This is a genomic window from Bradyrhizobium sp. CCGUVB1N3, from assembly GCF_024199925.1.
Classification (GTDB): domain Bacteria; phylum Pseudomonadota; class Alphaproteobacteria; order Rhizobiales; family Xanthobacteraceae; genus Bradyrhizobium.
The window spans coordinates 799414-815535 of sequence record NZ_JANADR010000001.1 but is presented as its reverse complement, the minus strand read 5'-3'; the positions used below and the strand labels follow the sequence as shown (position 1 = coordinate 815535).

General features: G+C 62.6%; 19 protein-coding genes. 5 read left to right on the top strand and 14 right to left on the bottom strand.

Annotated elements, in window-relative coordinates; translation table 11 throughout:
• Positions 1-67 precede the first annotated feature (67 nt).
• From NLM33_RS03765 to NLM33_RS03755, 3 genes are all read right to left on the bottom strand, one after another.
• On the bottom strand, positions 68-652 hold the full coding sequence (locus NLM33_RS03765) for an NnrU family protein (protein WP_254094798.1): 585 nt from the start codon (positions 650-652) through the stop codon (positions 68-70).
• A 76-nt stretch (positions 653-728) separates the two neighbouring features.
• Entirely contained in the window at positions 729-1301 is a 573-nt protein-coding gene (locus NLM33_RS03760) for a hypothetical protein (RefSeq protein WP_254094796.1), read from the bottom strand.
• Between the two features lie 149 nt (positions 1302-1450).
• Entirely contained in the window at positions 1451-3070 is a 1620-nt protein-coding gene (locus tag NLM33_RS03755; protein WP_254094795.1) for a peptide chain release factor 3, read from the bottom strand.
• 156 nt (positions 3071-3226) lie between these two features.
• On the opposite strand from NLM33_RS03755, the gene sugE reads away from it, so the two are divergent.
• Positions 3227-3541 (top strand): quaternary ammonium compound efflux SMR transporter SugE, encoded by a 315-nt coding sequence (gene sugE, locus NLM33_RS03750; RefSeq protein ID WP_254094793.1) that lies wholly within the window; start codon positions 3227-3229, stop codon positions 3539-3541.
• On the opposite strand, the gene NLM33_RS03745 is transcribed toward sugE, so the two are convergent.
• The 7 genes from NLM33_RS03745 to NLM33_RS03715 all read right to left on the bottom strand — a co-directional run bounded on the left by NLM33_RS03745 (position 3534) and on the right by NLM33_RS03715 (position 10024).
• The gene (locus NLM33_RS03745) at positions 3534-4538 is read right to left on the bottom strand and encodes an inorganic phosphate transporter (RefSeq protein ID WP_254094792.1); all 1005 of its coding nucleotides are present in this window, start codon (positions 4536-4538) and stop codon (positions 3534-3536) included. The genes sugE and NLM33_RS03745 overlap by 8 nt on opposite strands.
• Positions 4539-4553: 15 nt before the next feature.
• On the bottom strand, positions 4554-5198 hold the full coding sequence (locus tag NLM33_RS03740; protein ID WP_254094791.1) for a DUF47 domain-containing protein: 645 nt from the start codon (positions 5196-5198) through the stop codon (positions 4554-4556).
• 155 nt (positions 5199-5353) lie between these two features.
• Positions 5354-6322: a branched-chain amino acid ABC transporter permease gene (locus tag NLM33_RS03735; protein ID WP_254094790.1), complete on the bottom strand. Its 969-nt coding sequence runs from the start codon at positions 6320-6322 to the stop codon at positions 5354-5356.
• A gap of 1 nt (position 6323) precedes the next feature.
• Complete coding sequence (locus tag NLM33_RS03730) at positions 6324-7193, bottom strand: branched-chain amino acid ABC transporter permease (RefSeq protein WP_254094789.1); 870 nt, start codon at positions 7191-7193, stop codon at positions 6324-6326.
• 73 nt (positions 7194-7266) lie between these two features.
• A complete protein-coding gene (locus NLM33_RS03725) occupies positions 7267-8490 on the bottom strand; it encodes an ABC transporter substrate-binding protein (RefSeq protein WP_254094787.1) in 1224 nt (407 codons plus the stop codon).
• 36 nt (positions 8491-8526) lie between these two features.
• Positions 8527-9276 carry an ABC transporter ATP-binding protein gene (locus NLM33_RS03720; RefSeq protein ID WP_254094785.1) on the bottom strand — a complete coding sequence of 250 codons (750 nt, stop codon included), beginning with the start codon at positions 9274-9276 and terminating at the stop codon, positions 8527-8529.
• Positions 9269-10024: an ABC transporter ATP-binding protein gene (locus NLM33_RS03715; protein ID WP_008551999.1), complete on the bottom strand. Its 756-nt coding sequence runs from the start codon at positions 10022-10024 to the stop codon at positions 9269-9271. Before NLM33_RS03715 ends, NLM33_RS03720 begins: the two co-directional genes overlap by 8 nt.
• A 353-nt stretch (positions 10025-10377) precedes the next feature.
• On the opposite strand from NLM33_RS03715, the gene NLM33_RS03710 reads away from it, so the two are divergent.
• Complete coding sequence (locus tag NLM33_RS03710; protein ID WP_254094783.1) at positions 10378-11025, top strand: PAS domain-containing protein; 648 nt, start codon at positions 10378-10380, stop codon at positions 11023-11025.
• 13 nt (positions 11026-11038) lie between these two features.
• On the opposite strand, the gene NLM33_RS03705 is transcribed toward NLM33_RS03710, so the two are convergent.
• Positions 11039-11398 carry an ArsC family reductase gene (locus NLM33_RS03705; RefSeq protein WP_254094781.1) on the bottom strand — a complete coding sequence of 120 codons (360 nt, stop codon included), beginning with the start codon at positions 11396-11398 and terminating at the stop codon, positions 11039-11041.
• Between the two features lie 103 nt (positions 11399-11501).
• Here NLM33_RS03705 and NLM33_RS03700 point away from each other — a divergent pair, with 103 nt between their 5' ends.
• The 3 genes from NLM33_RS03700 (at position 11502) to NLM33_RS03690 (ending at position 13485) form a co-directional block, all read left to right on the top strand.
• Entirely contained in the window at positions 11502-11873 is a 372-nt protein-coding gene (locus tag NLM33_RS03700) for a tRNA-binding protein (RefSeq protein ID WP_254094779.1), read from the top strand.
• A gap of 199 nt (positions 11874-12072) precedes the next feature.
• Complete coding sequence (locus NLM33_RS03695) at positions 12073-12699, top strand: TetR/AcrR family transcriptional regulator (RefSeq protein ID WP_254094777.1); 627 nt, start codon at positions 12073-12075, stop codon at positions 12697-12699.
• Positions 12700-12702: 3 nt separating this feature from the next.
• Positions 12703-13485 carry a sulfite exporter TauE/SafE family protein gene (locus tag NLM33_RS03690; RefSeq protein WP_254105639.1) on the top strand — a complete coding sequence of 261 codons (783 nt, stop codon included), beginning with the start codon at positions 12703-12705 and terminating at the stop codon, positions 13483-13485.
• A gap of 1 nt (position 13486) precedes the next feature.
• Here NLM33_RS03690 and NLM33_RS03685 read toward each other — a convergent pair whose 3' ends face one another.
• The 3 genes from NLM33_RS03685 to NLM33_RS03675 all read right to left on the bottom strand — a co-directional run bounded on the left by NLM33_RS03685 (position 13487) and on the right by NLM33_RS03675 (position 15236).
• Positions 13487-14191 (bottom strand): glutathione S-transferase family protein, encoded by a 705-nt coding sequence (locus tag NLM33_RS03685; protein ID WP_254094775.1) that lies wholly within the window; start codon positions 14189-14191, stop codon positions 13487-13489.
• Positions 14192-14319: 128 nt separating this feature from the next.
• The gene (locus NLM33_RS03680) at positions 14320-14466 is read right to left on the bottom strand and encodes a hypothetical protein (protein WP_254094773.1); all 147 of its coding nucleotides are present in this window, start codon (positions 14464-14466) and stop codon (positions 14320-14322) included.
• 110 nt (positions 14467-14576) lie between these two features.
• On the bottom strand, positions 14577-15236 hold the full coding sequence (locus tag NLM33_RS03675; RefSeq protein WP_254094771.1) for a DUF429 domain-containing protein: 660 nt from the start codon (positions 15234-15236) through the stop codon (positions 14577-14579).
• Between the last annotated feature and the right edge of the window lie 886 nt (positions 15237-16122).

Here is a 16122-nt window from a genome sequence, read left to right as displayed (position 1 = left end):
CGGCTTGTTGTTCTTGTCGCCTTCCCCGCACGGACAGCCGGTCTCGTCTTGCGCTGATCGGCTAACCTCAAGCTCCCATCACGGGAACGCCGATCACGACGGGATGGAAGGCAAAGGCGAGCGCCAGATAGGCGACGACACCGACCGCGACGGCGATCAGGTCGTTGGTAGCGCCGCCAACCGGAATCGGCGGGCCGCCGGCATCCTTGCGATGCTTCAACGAGATCCGGTCATACACCGCCCAGCCCAGGAACGAGCCGAACAGGATGATGGAGCCGAGATCGCCATTGGCCAAAAGATGCGCCGCCGCCCACAACTTGATGCCGGCCAGCATCGGGTGCTTCAGCGTCGCATAGATGCGCCCGCGGATGTAGGACGCCACCACCAGGATCACCGCCGGCAGCATCAGCGCGACGGTGATGTGCTTCATCGCCTTCGGCGGATACCAGACGTCGATCCAGCCGGTCGCACGGTACTGCGCAAAGCCCCAGACGATCAGCGCAAGGCCGGCCAGCGAGACCACTGCGTAGAGGATCTTGTAGGTGCCCTCGCCCAGCCGCGCGATCGCCTGCGCGCGCGCCTCGCGTTTCGTCGTGAACGTGTGGGCCGCAAAAAACAACGCGAGCCCCAGGATCATCACCAACAAGCCCACGGCATCCTCCCCTTAACGAGCCCCCGTCTACCGGGTATCACTTCAAGCCTGCCGCCCGCAATGCGTCATTCGCGGGTCACTGCTGCGCCCCCGGCTTCTTCAGCTCGCGATTGTCGACATAGCGGATCGCGATCGGCCGTCCGGCCAGCGCCCCGGCAAAACCGTCGGTGAGCTTCAGCGGCAGGCAGGCATTCAGCGACGCGTTGATGGCATCGAGGTAGGTGGTTCGCGTGTCCGTCGACGCGCCTGCCGTCGCAAAGGTCAGGCGCGGCGGGCCGATCAGGCTGCCCGACCTGTTGAGACTGAAACGCACCGACATCTGCATGCCCTCCCGCGCACTATCGGCTGTGGGGGGCGACCAGCATGATCGCAACTGGGCGAACAGGTCGCTGATCGTGTCGAGGTCATGATCCGGCTTCTGGTACTTCGCGCTGTCGGCTTGCGATGGAACGGTCTCGACCGTGACCTGGAGCGTCTCGCCAAATGGAAAGGGTATCTCGGTGATGCAGGGGCCCTGAAATGGTCCGCCGCAAGGCTCGTACGAAAAAGGCTCGTAGAAGTACGGAGTCGAATGGAAGTGTCGGTACCGAGCATCGGCAGAGACCGATGTTACCGTCACCAAGAGTAGAATCAGGATGCAGCGCCACATGACCGCAAGACCGCAATGCCACAGGCTTCAAACGTGGCACCAGCCGTCGACGCGTCAAGCCCACCGGCGTTCACATGCGCGCGTTCAGTTCGTGGTCGTTGCGCGACCTGCCGCCTTCGCTGAAGCTCCGGCAGAGAGAGGGCTCGGCCCTACCCCTTCTTCTTCACGTCCTTGACGTTGGCGAATTCGATGCCCTCGGCGCGCTCCCTGGTGTAGCCGAGATAGAACTCATTCTTGGCCAGATACACGGGGTCGCCGTCGACGTCGTCGGCAATGCTGGAGGTGTTCGCGGCGACAAACGTGTCGAGTTTCTTGCGGTCATCCGAGGAGACCCAGCGCGCAAGCTGGAACTCGCTCACCTCGAACTCGACCGGCAGCGAATATTCCGCCTCGAGCCGCGCCTTCAGCACGTCGAGCTGGAGCGCGCCGACGACGCCCACCAGCGCCGGCGCACCGTCGCGCGGGCGGAACACCTGCACGACGCCCTCTTCGGACATCTGCTGCAGCGCCTCCTTCAGCTTCTTGGCCTTCATCGCATCGGTAAGACGCACGCGGCGGACGATTTCCGGAGCAAAACTCGGCACGCCGACGAAGGTGAAATCCTCGCCTTCGGTCAGCGTGTCGCCGATGCGCAAGGTGCCGTGATTGGGAATGCCGACGACGTCGCCGGCGAAGGCTTCGTCCGCCACCGAACGGTCCTGCGCGAAGAAGAATTGCGGGCTCGACAGCGGCATGCTCTTGCCGGTGCGCACCAGCTTGGCCTTCATGCCGCGGCTGAGCTTGCCGGAACAGAGCCGCGCGAAGGCGATGCGGTCGCGATGGTTCGGATCCATGTTCGCCTGGATCTTGAACACGAAGGCGCTCATGCGTGGGTCGGTTGCTTCGACCTTGCGCTGGTCGCTCTCCTGCGCGCGCGGCTCGGGCGCGAACTTGCCGAGGCCTTCCAGGAGATCGCCGACGCCGAAATTGCGCAGCGCGCTGCCGAAATAGACCGGGGTCAGATGGCCCTCGCGAAACGCCTCCAGCTCGAACGGCTTGGACGCTTCGGTGACGAGCTCGAGCTCGTCCTTCACCGCCGACACATCGAGATTGGCATTGAGCTTGGCCAGCTCGGCGATCTCGATCTGCTGGGCGGCACCGGTCTTGGCGCCACCGCCTTCGAGCAGGCGCACGCCGCCATTGACGACGTCATAGGTGCCGAGGAAGTCGCGGCCGCGGCCGACCGGCCACGTCATCGGCGTGGTGTCGAGCGCCAGCGTCTTCTCGATCTCGTCCAGGAGTTCGAAAACGTCGCGGCTCTCACGGTCCATCTTGTTGATGAAGGTGATGATCGGGATGTCGCGCAGTCGGCAGACCTCGAACAGTTTTCGCGTGCGCGCCTCGATGCCTTTTGCGGCGTCGATCACCATCACGGCGGAGTCGACCGCCGTCAGCGTGCGATAGGTGTCTTCCGAAAAGTCCTCGTGGCCGGGTGTGTCCAGGAGGTTGAAGACCAGGCCCTCGAACTCGAAGGTCATGACCGAGGTGACGACGGAGATGCCGCGCTCGCGCTCGATCTTCATCCAGTCCGAGCGCGTGTTGCGCCGCTCGCCCTTGGCCTTGACCTGGCCGGCGAGATTGATGGCGCCGCCGAACAGCAGGAGCTTCTCGGTCAGCGTGGTCTTGCCGGCGTCCGGGTGGGAGATGATCGCAAAGGTCCGCCGCCGCGCCACCTCAGTGGCAAGCGGGGAACGGGCCGGCGACTCGGCTGTGATGGCGATGTCGGACATGGCGGGAGCGTTTGGCAGGGAAAACGGGCCTAATCAAGGGTCATTTGGTGATTGCGGGGCGCCTCGGCCAGCCCCATATCCATGCTGGGAAGGACGACCTTCCTTCAATTCGCAGATCAGTCGCGGGGACGGCCCTGCCTTGAACGGAGGGGCGTCATGGCTTGGACTATCCTGTTCGTCGCCGGTCTTTTGGAGGTCGGCTGGGCGATCGGCCTCAAATACACTGAGGGTTTCTCGCGGCTCGTTCCATCCGTGCTCACGCTCGCCGCCATGGCCGGCAGCGTCATCCTGCTCGGATTGGCGTTGAAGTGGCTGCCGATTGGAACCGCTTATGCGGTCTGGACCGGGATCGGCGCGGTCGGCACCGCAGCCCTGGGGATCATCCTGTTCGGCGAGCCGGCCACGGCACTGCGCCTCGCCAGCATCGGGCTGATCATCGGCGGTATCGTCGGGCTGAAGCTCGTTACCTGAAAAATTGCACCGCCCACCAGGAGAGCGCCGCGACGATCGCGGACGCCGGTATCGTGATCACCCAGGCGTAGACGATCGAGCTCGCCACGTTCCAGCGCACCGCCGAAACGCGGCGAGCGGCGCCGACACCGACGATCGCGCCGGTGATAGTGTGGGTGGTCGAGACGGGAACGCCGAGGAAGGTCGCCATGAACAGGGTCGCGGCACCGCCGGTCTCGGCACAAAACCCCTGCATCGGCGTCAGCTTGGTGATGCGCAGGCCCATGGTGCGGACGATCCGCCAGCCGCCCATCAAGGTGCCCATCGCCATCGCCGCCTGGCACGACAGCACCACCCAGAACGGTACGTAAAATTCCCCGCCGAGTTGCCCCTGCGAAAAGAGCAGCACGGCGATGATGCCCATGGTCTTCTGTGCGTCGTTGCCGCCATGGCCGAGCGAATAGAGCGAGGCTGACGCGAATTGCAGGATGCGGAAGGCGCGATCGACGGCAAAGGGCGTCGAGCGCACCGATGCCCAGGAGACGATTGCAACCAGCATCATCGCGAGCAGGAAGCCGACCAGCGGCGAGAGCACGATCGCCAGCACGGTCTTCGACAGCCCGCCCCAGACCGCCGCCGAGAGCCCCGCCTTAGCCATGCCGCCGCCGACGAGCCCGCCGATCAACGCGTGCGACGATGAGGAGGGAATGCCGAGCGCCCAGGTGACGATGTTCCAGACGATCGCGCCGACGAGGGCCGCGAAAATCACCTGCGCATCGACGACCGCGGGATCGATGATGCCGGTGCCGATGGTCTGGGCGACGTGCAGACCAAATACCAGGAAGGCGATGAAGTTGAAGAATGCGGCCCAGAACACCGCGAATTGCGGCCGCAGCACGCGGGTCGAGACGATGGTGGCGATCGAATTGGCGGCGTCGTGCAGGCCGTTCAGGAAGTCGAACAGCAGCGCGACCGCAATCAGTCCGACCAGGACGGGAAGACCTAACACGGCATCCACGGCGCAGCCCCTGCCCTAGACCTGTTCGATGACGATGCTGTTGATCTCGTTCGCGACGTCGTCGAAGCGGTCCGCGACTTTCTCGAGATGGTCGTAGATCTCGACGCCCACGATGAAATCCATCGCGCTGCCCTCGCGGTGCTTCAGGAACAGCTCCTTCAGCCCGATGTCATGGAGATCGTCGACCCGGCCCTCCAGCTTGGTCAGCTCTTCCGTGATCGCGGTCAGCATGGCGACGTTCTTGCCGATCTCCTGCATCAGCGGCAGCGCACGACCCACCAGGTTGGCGCATTCGATCAGAAGCCCGCCGATCTCGCGCATCGGCGGCTCGAAGGCGCGGACCTCGAACAGCATCACCGCCTTGGCGGTCTGCTGCATCTGGTCAATGGCATCATCCATCGAGGTGATCAGGTTCTTGATATCGCCGCGGTCGAACGGCGTGATGAACGTGCGGCGCACCGCGGTCAGCACCTCGCGCGTGATGTTGTCGGCATCGTTCTCGAACTGGTTGACGCGCTGGCAATAGACCGGCGTCTCCTCGCCGCCGTTCAGCATGCCCTGGAGCGCGATCGAGCCCTGGATCACGGTCTGGGCGTGGCGGTCGAACAGATCGAAGAACCGTTCCTCCTTGGGGAGAAAGGCACGAAACCAACGCATCATGGGAATAACTGCCGGGTTGAGATTGGCCGGTCCGGAGGGACTGTCACCCAACTGTCATAGACCATTTTCGGGCCGCGCGCGTGCCACGTCACGCCGCCCGAAGCAGTTCATCCACCACTTTCAATGGCCCCGGAAATAAACCTCAAATCAACGGCTTACAGAGATCTCCGGAAGTAATGCGCGATTTCGCCGACGACGCCGCGGCGGAAGGTGAGCACGCAGATCACGAAGATCGCGCCCTGAATCACCGTCACCCACTGGCCGTAGCTCGCCAGGTACTGCTGCATGGCGATGATCACGAAGGCGCCGACCACGGGCCCGAAAATGGTGCCGAGACCACCAACCAGCGTCATCAGCACGACCTCACCCGACATCGACCAGTGCACGTCCGTGAGCGAGGCGTTCTGCGCCACGAACACCTTCAGCGAGCCCGCAAAGCCCGCCAGCGTGCCCGAGAGGATGAAGGCCAAAAGCTTGTACTGATCGGTGCGGTAGCCGAGCGAGATCGCACGCTGCTCGTTCTCGCGGATCGACTTCAAGACCTCGCCGAACGGCGAGTTGATGATGCGGTAGATCAGCAGGAAGCCGGCGAGGAAGCCGACCAGCACGACGTAGTAGAGCACCGTCGGCTTGGAGAGATCGAAGATCCCGAACAGATGGCCCTGCGGAATGCCCTGAATGCCGTCTTCGCCATGCGTAAACGGTGCCTGCAAGTAGATGAAATAGAGGAGCTGCGACAGCGCCAGCGTGATCATCGAGAAGTAGATGCCCTGGCGGCGGATCGAGATGTAACCGGTCACGATCGAGAGTACGAAGGCCGCTGCAACGCCGGCGAGAATACCGAGCTCCGGCGGCAGCGCCCACACCTTCAGCGCATGCGCGCTGCAATAGCCGGCGGTGCCGAGGAACATCGCGTGGCCGAACGACAAGAGACCGCCATAGCCGATCAGCAGGTTGAAGGCGCAGGCGAGCAGCGCGAAGCACAGCGCCTGCATCACGAAGAACGGGTAGATTCCGGTGAACGGCACGGCGGCCAGGGCCAGCGCCATGAACACGAACACGATCATCTCGTCGCGCATCGCGCGCGATGTCACGGGAAGGGTTTGTTCTGTCAAGGCTGTCATATCAGGCCGCCCTTCCCGTCAGTCCCGTCGGCTTCACGAGCAGCACCAGCACCATCAGCACGAACACGACGGTGTTGGAGGCCTCAGGGTAAAAATACTTGGTCAGGCCTTCGATCACGCCGAGCGCGAAGCCGGTGATGATCGAGCCCATGATTGATCCCATGCCGCCGATCACCACCACCGCGAACACCACGATGATGAGGTCGGCACCCATCAGAGGCCGCACCTGGTTGATCGGCGCGGAGAGCACGCCGGCCAGCGCGGCAAGGCCGACGCCGAGGCCGTATGTCAGCGTGATCATGCGCGGCACGTTGATGCCGAAGGCGCGCACCAGCGTCGGGTTTTCGGTCGCGGCGCGCAAATAGGCGCCGAGCTGGGTCTTCTCGATCAGGAACCAGGTCGCAAGGCACACCACCAGCGAGAAGACGACCACCCAGCCGCGGTAGACGGGCAGGAACATGAAGCCGAGATTCATGCCGCCCTTGAGCTGGTCGGGAATGGCATAGGGCAGACCGGACGAGCCGAAATAGTTCTGGAACACGCCCTGGATGATCAGGGCCATACCGAACGTCAACAGCAGGCCATAGAGATGATCGAGCCCGGTCAGCCATTGCAGCATGGTCCGCTCCAGGATCATGCCGAAGATGCCGACCACGATCGGCGCGATGATCAACGCTGGCCAGTAGCCGATGCTGAGGTAGTCGTTGTTGAGCAGGAAATACGCGACGAACGCGCCCATCATGTAGAGCGCGCCATGGGCGAAATTGATGATGTTCAGCATGCCGAAGATCACGGCAAGCCCGAGACTGAGCAGCGCGTAGAACGAGCCGTTGATCAGTCCCACCAGTAGCTGTGCATAGAGAGCCTGCATCGATCCCGCACCCAGTCCCTTCAGCGTTCCTCATGTGGTTCGCCGGTGTTGGCCGGCGAACCGTTGTTGCTTCTTACTTCTTCAGTAGCGCGCACTTGCTCTCGGACAGCGGCGTGAAGGCCTGATCGCCCGACACCGTGCCGACCAGCTTGTAGAAGTCCCACGGCGCCTTGGATTCGGAGGGCTTCTTCACCTCGAACAGATAGGCGTTGTGGATGGTGCGGCCGTTCGGCTGGATCTCGCCCTTGCCGAACAGATCGTCCTCGGTCGGCATCGACTTCATCTTCTCGACGACCTTGACGCCATCATGCGGATTACCGCCGAGCGCTTCCAGCGCCTTGAAGTAGTGACGCAGGCCCGCATAGACGCCCGCCTGCACCATGGTCGGCGGCGCGCCATTCTTCATTTTCCCGGAAAAGCGTTTTGAGAACGCGCGGGTCTGGTCGTTCATGTCCCAGTAGAAGGTCTCGGTGAAGTTGAGGCCCTGCGCTGTCTCGAGCCCGATCGCCTTGACGTCGGTGAGGAACAGAAGCAGCGCCGCGAGCTTCTGGCCACCCTTGGTGATACCGAACTCGGCCGCCTGCTTGATCGTATTGGTGGTGTCGCCACCGGCATTGGCAAGGCCGATGATCTTGGCCTTGGACGACTGCGCCTGGAGCAGGAAGGAGGAGAAGTCCGGCGTGTTGAGCGGATGCTTGACGCCGCCGACGACCTTGCCGCCATTGGCCAGCACAACCGCCGTGGTGTCGCGCTCGAGCGCCGCGCCGAAGGCGTAGTCGGCAGTCAGGAAGAACCAGGTGTCGCCGCCCGCCTTCACCAGCGCTTGGCCCGTGGTGTGGGCGAGCATGTAGGTGTCGTAGGTCCAGTGCACGGTGTTGGGCGAGCACTGCGCGTTGGTGAGATCGGAGGTCGCAGCGCCCGAATTGATGTAGACGCCGTTCTTCTCCTTGATGACGTTGTTGACGGCAAGCGCCACGCCGGAATTCGGCACGTCGACGATGACGTCGACCTTGTCGACGTCGAACCATTGCCGCGCGATCGCGGTGCCGATGTCGGGCTTGTTCTGGTGATCGCCGGAGATGATGTCGATCTTCCAGCCCTTGGCAGCGAGGCCGGAATCTTCAACCGCCATCTGCGCCGCCAGCGTCGAGCCGGGGCCACCGAGATCGGCGTAGAGGCCGGACTGATCGGACAGCGCGCCAATCTTGACGGTCTTGTCCTGTGCGCAAGCCGCGCCCACCGCGGTGAGCGACAGCGCGGTGCCGAGCAGAAATGACGCAATCGACCTGGTCTTCATGCAACTTTCCTTTTTTGAAGTTTCTCGTTGGCAGTTCTAGACGCCGAGATAGGCGTGGAGCTTGTCCATATTGGCGGCAAGCTCCGCATTGGAGAATCCGTCAATGATCTTGCCGTGCTCGACGACATAATAGCGGTCGGCGACGGTGGAAGCGAAGCGGAAGTTCTGCTCGACCAGCAGGATGGTAAAACCCTCCTTCTTCAGCCGCGCGATGGTATGGCCGATCTGCTGGATGATGACCGGCGCAAGACCTTCCGTCGGCTCGTCCAGCATCAGGAAGCTCGCGCCGGTACGCAGGATGCGCGCGATCGCCAGCATCTGCTGCTCGCCACCGGAGAGTTTTGTCCCCTGGCTGCTCAGACGTTCCTTCAGGTTCGGAAACAGCTCGAAGATCTGGTCGAGCGACAGGCCCCCGGCCCGCACGATCGGCGGCAGCATCAGGTTCTCGCGCACGTCGAGGCTCGCGAAGATGCCGCGCTCCTCGGGGCAGAACGCGACCCCCATGCGCGCGATCCTGTCGGAGGTCGCGCGGATGATGTCCTGGTTGTTGAACCGCACCGAGCCGGTGCGCTTGCCGATGACGCCCATGATCGACTTCAGGGTGGTCGTCTTGCCGGCGCCGTTGCGCCCCAGCAACGTGACGACCTCGCCCGCATTCACGTCGAAATTGATCCCGTGCAGGATGTGGGACTCGCCGTACCAGGCTTCGAGGTTGCGCACCTGGAGGATGTTGCCACCGGTCGTTGCAGCCTTCGCCGTTGCCTCGGCGATCGCAGTGTCAGGCATGACCGGCTCCCAGATAGGCTTCCTTGACGCGCTCGTCCTTGGTGAGCTCGCTATAATGGCCTTGCGCCAGCACCTGCCCGCGCGTCAACACGGTAATGATGTCGGAAAGATTGGCCACGACGCTCAAATTATGCTCGACCATCAGGATGGTATATTTCGCGGAGATGCGTTTGATCAGCGCCGCGATCTTGTCGATGTCCTCGTGGCCCATACCGGCCATCGGCTCGTCCAGCAGCATCATCTCGGGGTCGAGCGCGAGCGTGGTTGCGATCTCGAGTGCGCGCTTGCGCCCGTAGGGCATCTCGACCGCGGGCGTATTGGCAAACTCGCTGAGGCCGACATCGTTCAACAGCTCGCGCGCGCGATCGTTGAAGCGGTTGAGCACGGATTTGGAGCGCCAGAAATCGAACGAGCTGCCGTGCTGGCGCTGAAGCGCAACACGAACGTTTTCGAGCGCAGTGAGATGCGGAAACACCGCCGAGATCTGGAACGAGCGCACCAATCCCATGCGCGCGACGTCGGCCGGCGCCATCGCGGTGATGTCCTGCCCCTTGTAGAGGATTTTTCCGGCAGACGGTTTGAGGAACTTGGTCAGGAGATTAAAGCACGTCGTCTTCCCGGCCCCATTCGGGCCGATCAACGCGTGAATGCTCCCACGGCGGACCTTGAGGGCAACATCGCGGACGGCGAAAAATCCCGCGAACTCCTTGGTCAGCCCTTCCGTTTCGAGAATGAACTCATCGGCCAAACAAATTTCCCCCTGCCCGCACGACGCGCTGGCCGCGCCTGGCTTTGCTTATTCCTATCGGCTTTCCGGAAGCCTTGAAGCCCTTTCCGGAACGCCGCCTCCGGCGGCGGAATATGCCGGAGGTGACGGGGGTTAGGCAAGGCGGAAAGCTGAGCAGGCGGAGCCGTCGACTACGGGATAGATGCTCCCTTAGTCGAAGGCATTGATGTCGCACCCGCCCGATGACCTCGCGCGCAAGACATCAGTCATCAAGCCGTCGTTAACGGTCTTTCGCAGGCTCGGCCAGCCCTTCATGGAAAATTTTACCGCGTGGTGGATCTTGCGCGGGTTTTGTATTCGCCTGGATCATTGTCTTGGATTTCGAAAGCGCCACTCCGTCCGTCGTCAAGTCGATCAGGCAACGTGATCTCCTGAACACGTGGCTGCGGCTCTACGCCCGCCAGCACACGGTGCCGGCGATCTGGGACTATCAGCCCGCACGCATCGAGGACGAACTTCCGGATCTCGTTTATTGCACGGTCGATGCCTCGACCGCGCCGCCCCAAGTCACCATCCAGAGCGACGGCGCGCGATTGTCGCATGCCTTTGGCCATCCCGGAAAAGGCCGCCGGCTCGACGACTATTTCGGCGCAAGGCTCGCGGCCTTCGTGATGCCGGTCTACTACACGTGCATCGGGCGCAGCCTGCCCGTTTATACGATTGCCGAGATCGACGACATCTACGGCCGTGTCGTCGCCTATGAGCGGCTGCTACTGCCGTTCGCAATGGACGACAGGATCACGCATGTCATCGTGTCGGTGAAGACGATCAGCGAGGACGGCGGCTTCGAGATCAAAAACCTGATGCGCGGAAATGACGCGATGCCGCGCCCGAAACTGCGCTCGGTGATCGACCGCGATCTCTTTCATCGCGCGCCGGGCCGCATCGCAGCCGCCGACGTGATCGAATTCGCCGACCAATCCGCACTCGGCGTGACCACCGAGATCATCGAGCTGAACTAGCCCTTGCTGGCTTTTAGCGCTTCTTGGCGCCGACGTCCTTGGCATAGATATCCGGTTTGAATCCGACCAGGAGCTTGCCGCCCGTCTCGAGCACGGGCCGCTTGATCATCGAGGGTTGCGCCAACATCAAGGTGAGCGCCTTCTTCTCGTTGAGGCCTTCCTTGTCGGCCTCGGGAAGCTTCTTGAAGGTGGTCCCGGCGCGGTTGAGCAGGGTTTCCCAGCCGACCTTGTCGCTCCACGCCTTGAGCTTTTCCTTCTCGACGCCTGCGGCCTTGTAGTCGTGGAAATCATAGGCCACACCGTTGGATTCGAGCCAGGCGCGCGCCTTCTTCATGGTGTCGCAGTTCTTGATGCCATAAATGGTGGTGGGCAAGGCTGCTCCTCGTGCATGGGTCGCGTGACGATGATCGGCGTTGTACGAAACTACGGCGCGCCCCACAATATTCGCCACCTAAGTTCGCCACACGGATTTCACCATGCACGTCAATCACGATTCCAGTGCCGCCGCGGCGCCGACCATCGACTTCGACACGTTTCTGAAGGTCGACATCCGCGTCGGCACCATCATCGACGCAAAACCGTTCCCCGAAGCGCGCAAGCCGGCATGGCGGTTGTGGATCGACTTCGGCCCCGTAATCGGCGTGCGCAAGAGCTCTGCGCAGATCACCGAAAACCATCCGCTGGAAACGCTGGTCGGACAGCAGGTCGCGGCCGTCGTCAATTTTCCTCCACGCCAGATCGGGCCGGTCGTTTCCGAGGTGTTGACGCTCGGCTTCCCCGACGCCGAGGGCAAGGTCGTGCTGATGCAGCCAAGCAAACCCGTACCTAATGGCGGCCGGCTGTTCTAGCCACCTCAGTCCATCAGCCAACGTAACGTCGTTCGATTTCTGGCATGCCAGCGATGGCCGGTCTGTCACTTGACGCGGCCGTTCGCCAGCGATAAAAATGACTGACTGATCGTTTTTTATAATTGCGACTTCTCCTTACAAAGAAAGGCAAGCGTCAGAAAAACGATCATCCAGTCAGTTATTTAGCGAGGCGAACGCCATGCCGAAGATCAGCGAGAGACAGCGCGAAAGCCGGCGGCAGCAGATTCTCGAGGCCGCCCTCGCCTGCTTCTCCGAGGACGGCTTCCACCAGACCGGCATGGCCGACATCGTCAAACGGTCGGGTCTGAGCCACGGCGCGGTCTACCTCTACTTCCAGAGCAAGGACGATCTAATCGAGGCGTTGGCCGACGACCGGCACCGCCGCGAGGCCGTGCTCAACTCAGTAGCGCAAGGGTCCGGCGATCCGCTGGAGCGACTGCAGGCGCTGGTCCGTGTCTACGCGCAATGGCTCACCGATCCCGCCGGCGAGGCGCGCCGTCGTGTCGGAATCCACGGCTGGGCCGAGGCCCTGCGCAACCGCCGCGTCCGCACCAGCATCGTCGAGGGCATCGACATGCCGCGCGCACTGATCGTGGCGCTGGTCGAGCGCGCCCAGCACGACGGCCTCATCAAGCGCGATCTCGGCGCGGATGCGATCGCGCGCGTGCTGATCGCGATTTTCCAAGGTTTCGTGCTGCAAAAATGCTGGGGCGAGGAGTTCGACATCAAAGCCTGCATGGCGGCCGTCACCGGCGTGATCGACGGATTCCGCAAACCCGACGTCAAACGAAGGACCAAGGCTTGAATGATGTCCTGGATCCATGACCTGCTCGCAGGTGTCGGCGTTGGCCTTGTCGGAGGGGTGACATCGGGCTTCATGGGCACAAGCCCCGGTGGCGGTCTCGTGATCTTCTGCGTGCTGCTGCTCGGCGCGGAGCAGCACATCGCCCAGGGTACTTCGCTAATCGCCCAGGTCCCTCCGACGGGCCTCGCCGGCGTGCGCCGCTACTGGCGGAATGGCAACCGAAGCCCGTTGCAATGGATCACCTGGATTGGCATCGGATTTCTCGTCGGTGGTGCGAGCGGCGGCTATGCCGCGGCCGAGGTATCCGACTCGGTCCTGCAATGGACCTACGTCGTCTACCTCGTTGCGCTGATCGCAGCGCTGGTTCTGCGGCGTGACCGCAAGGAGGCCAGTCGCGAGGTCGGCAATCCCGCCAAATTGCCCGGGCTCCCGCTGTTCCTCATCGGCGCGCTGGCCGGCTTTTCCTCGGGCTTCATGGGCATCGGCGGCGGACTTGCGATCACCGTCGGCCTCGCCGCGGGCCTGCGCGTGCCGCAGCATCAGGCGCAGCTCGTCAGCCTCATCTTCTCGATCATCCCGACCAACATTCCGGCAGCCTGGATCTACTGGAGCAAGGGACTCATGGTCGGCTGGCCGGCCATCATCGGCATTCTTGCCGGCCTCTGGGTCGGCACCGATCTCGGCGCACGCATGGCCAACAACGTCAGCAAATCAGTGTTGCGCCGGGTCATGATAGGGTTCGTCTCGTTGATGGCGCTCTACATGACCCACAAGGCCCTGACCTAGCTCACGGCCGCTTCGGAATGTTCAACCCGCGCTGCACGGCGGGGCGCGCAAGGCCGCGTTCGAGCCAAGCCGCGACCGACTTGAACTGATTGAACGCGACGAGTTCGCCCGCGCCATAAAATCCGATGAGATTGCGGACCCAGCCGAGCATGGAGATGTCGGCAATGGTGTACTCGTCGTCCATCACCCATTGCCGGCCGGCGAGATGCGTTTCCATGACTCCGAGCAGGCGCCTGGATTCGCCCACGTAGCGCTCGAGCGGCCGCTTGTCCTCAAACTCCTTGCCGGCGAATTTGTGGAAGAAGCCGACCTGGCCGAACATCGGCCCAATGCCGCCCATCTGGAAGTGCAGCCACTGGATGGCCTGATAGCGGCGCGCCGCGTCTTGCGGCAGAAGCTTGCCGGTCTTCTCGGCGAGGTATTGCAGAATCGCGCCGGATTCGAACAGCGGCAGCGGCCTGCCACCGGGGCCGTTGGGATCGAGGATCGCCGGAATCTTGCCGTTCGGATTGAGCGACAGGAATTCCACTGTCTTCTGGTCGTCCTTGCCAAAGTCGACCAGATGGACCTCGTACGGCAGCCCGATCTCCTCCAGCATGATGGAGACCTTGACGCCGTTCGGCGTCGGCAGGGAGTAGAGTTGAAGGAGTTCGGGATTCTTCGCGGGCCAGCGCTTGGTGATGGGGAAAGCTGAGAGATCGGACATCAGGACCTTGGATGCGTGTATTGGGGCCCATCTAATCTAGGCGAGGCGCGGAACGACGCAAGATCACAGGTTGCCCGTCTGCGCTTTCTGGTCACGAGGAAGTCCAGCGCGAGCCCGACCCGACGCATCTATGGCGGCAGCGTCATCATCGCCGCGATCGGAGTCACCGCCTCGTGTTGCAGCCGATACTCCATGAACCATTGCCCCGTCACCAGCAGCATCGCCGTAAAGGCGATCGCAAGCATGGCGGTCGCCAATTGGCTGACATCGTTCATTGCAATTGTCCCTCAGCGAACCTGTTCCTTCAACGTCGCCAGGTTCACCATGTTCCTGGCGTCGCGGAAAGATTGCCGTTTTTTCCTGTCGCTGAGGGATACCCCGGCTCTCAATAGTTGATCTCCATCCGCAACCCGCGCGGATCAGGATCTTCGCCATCGAGGCATCTGGTGCTGTCGCGCGCAGCGATCGCGCAGGCACAGGCGTCGATCAGGTCATCACGCCCGATGCCGGTGCCGTGGCGCTGCGTCAGCCATTTCCGAACTTTGGTGAAGCCTCGCGTCTCGAGGAACTCGAGACGCTGCTCGCGCCCGGCCGCCGACGTCTTGGGCTCGAGCCTTCGCTCGCCGGCAAGATTCCAGAAGATCAATTCCGGATGCGCCTCCCCGATCGTCTTCTGGCGCAGTGGGGTCATGACGTCGTCAACCTCCTTGATCTTATCCCCGATGTTCCAGAGCTGCGACGACACGCCCTTATCGCCGTTCTGCCGGTAGTGTTGGTTCGCAGTCGGCATGTCCGGAAACATCCAGAGATCGCGACGCGCGCCGAGAAAAACCGCCGGGCCAATCAGTTCGCGCGCACGCAGATCGCAAACGCGATAACCGCTCGTTTTCAACCCGATCGGCATATCGATCATCGCGCGCGCGTGCGGCACCGCAAGCAAGCGCGTGAGGCCAGACGAATAGTCAAAGCTGTGATCGCCGCGATCGTCGATCCAGGCCGCAACCCAACCGCGGCGAAATCCATCCAAGCCGAGATAATTTGGCATCGCGCTCCCTTGGTCTCTCAACCCACGCTTGACATCCGCAAGTTGCGGGCGTATGTCCCGCGCCCTCGCGAACACTTCCGTTCGCGCGAAAACAACATGAACCGAGCGATGCACTACCGCTACGAAAGATTTGCACGACTGTCGAACGGTCTCGGACCGATCGATAGCGCATGCCCGGCTCATGGGAGCGATCTCGCTTGAGAGCGAGATCGAAAGTCCGCTTCTCACGGACCCTCCCGAGCCAGCCGCTCCGGAGGGTTTTTTATTGCCCGCCGCGCGGCCCGTTCGAATACCCCGGCATGATGCCGGAACGGGAGACCCGGATCCCGGGGCTCGCGCTGGAGAAGCGCGTGCCCAAGCGCGCGGGGCCTGCCGGAGGGAACGAGGCGATGAGCCGGACACCGATGGCAGAGCGAACCCGAATGGTTCGCAAACTGCGGCGCGTCGACAGCGCCGCGATAGAATTTTCGTGAATCGGTTTGCCGCGAATCTCGCGGCTCAACCGACGCAGGTGGTGAAGATCTCGGATACTTCTCGCCAAGGAAAGCGGGTATTCCTCCCGCCTTTGACACACGCACCGGGATGCGGCCTCGAGAAAGGCTTGCACGCGGCCCGGCGCAGGACTCGTTCGCAAGGACAGTTCCTGTGTTGTCGTCACTGAAGGCCGATATCGCCCGTTCCCCAGCGTACCCATCAAAGGCCGACTCGAAAGCATCGGCTTGGCGGTGGTGAAGATGTCTGTTACTTCGGTCAGAGCGCCGGTCTCTATTGTTGGCCGGAGGTCGCGGGCTCAACTCCCGCCGGCTGAAATGCCGTAGCTCAGTAAGCTCAAAGAGCAGCAGCAGGATCGATCGTTCCCCGCCAACCCCATCACGATCCGTGGTGA

Coding starts and splice junctions, on each gene's coding strand:
- NLM33_RS03760 (WP_254094796.1), bottom strand. CDS start 1,301: ATGTGGCGCTGCATCCTGATTCTACTCTTGGTGACGGTAACATCGGTC.
- NLM33_RS03755 (WP_254094795.1), bottom strand. CDS start 3,070: ATGTCCGACATCGCCATCACAGCCGAGTCGCCGGCCCGTTCCCCGCTT.
- sugE (WP_254094793.1), top strand. CDS start 3,227: ATGGCTTGGACTATCCTGTTCGTCGCCGGTCTTTTGGAGGTCGGCTGG.
- NLM33_RS03740 (WP_254094791.1), bottom strand. CDS start 5,198: ATGATGCGTTGGTTTCGTGCCTTTCTCCCCAAGGAGGAACGGTTCTTC.
- NLM33_RS03735 (WP_254094790.1), bottom strand. CDS start 6,322: ATGACAGCCTTGACAGAACAAACCCTTCCCGTGACATCGCGCGCGATG.
- NLM33_RS03730 (WP_254094789.1), bottom strand. CDS start 7,193: ATGCAGGCTCTCTATGCACAGCTACTGGTGGGACTGATCAACGGCTCG.
- NLM33_RS03725 (WP_254094787.1), bottom strand. CDS start 8,490: ATGAAGACCAGGTCGATTGCGTCATTTCTGCTCGGCACCGCGCTGTCG.
- NLM33_RS03720 (WP_254094785.1), bottom strand. CDS start 9,276: ATGCCTGACACTGCGATCGCCGAGGCAACGGCGAAGGCTGCAACGACC.
- NLM33_RS03700 (WP_254094779.1), top strand. CDS start 11,502: ATGCACGTCAATCACGATTCCAGTGCCGCCGCGGCGCCGACCATCGAC.
- NLM33_RS03695 (WP_254094777.1), top strand. CDS start 12,073: ATGCCGAAGATCAGCGAGAGACAGCGCGAAAGCCGGCGGCAGCAGATT.
- NLM33_RS03690 (WP_254105639.1), top strand. CDS start 12,703: ATGTCCTGGATCCATGACCTGCTCGCAGGTGTCGGCGTTGGCCTTGTC.
- NLM33_RS03685 (WP_254094775.1), bottom strand. CDS start 14,191: ATGTCCGATCTCTCAGCTTTCCCCATCACCAAGCGCTGGCCCGCGAAG.
- NLM33_RS03680 (WP_254094773.1), bottom strand. CDS start 14,466: ATGAACGATGTCAGCCAATTGGCGACCGCCATGCTTGCGATCGCCTTT.
- NLM33_RS03675 (WP_254094771.1), bottom strand. CDS start 15,236: ATGCCAAATTATCTCGGCTTGGATGGATTTCGCCGCGGTTGGGTTGCG.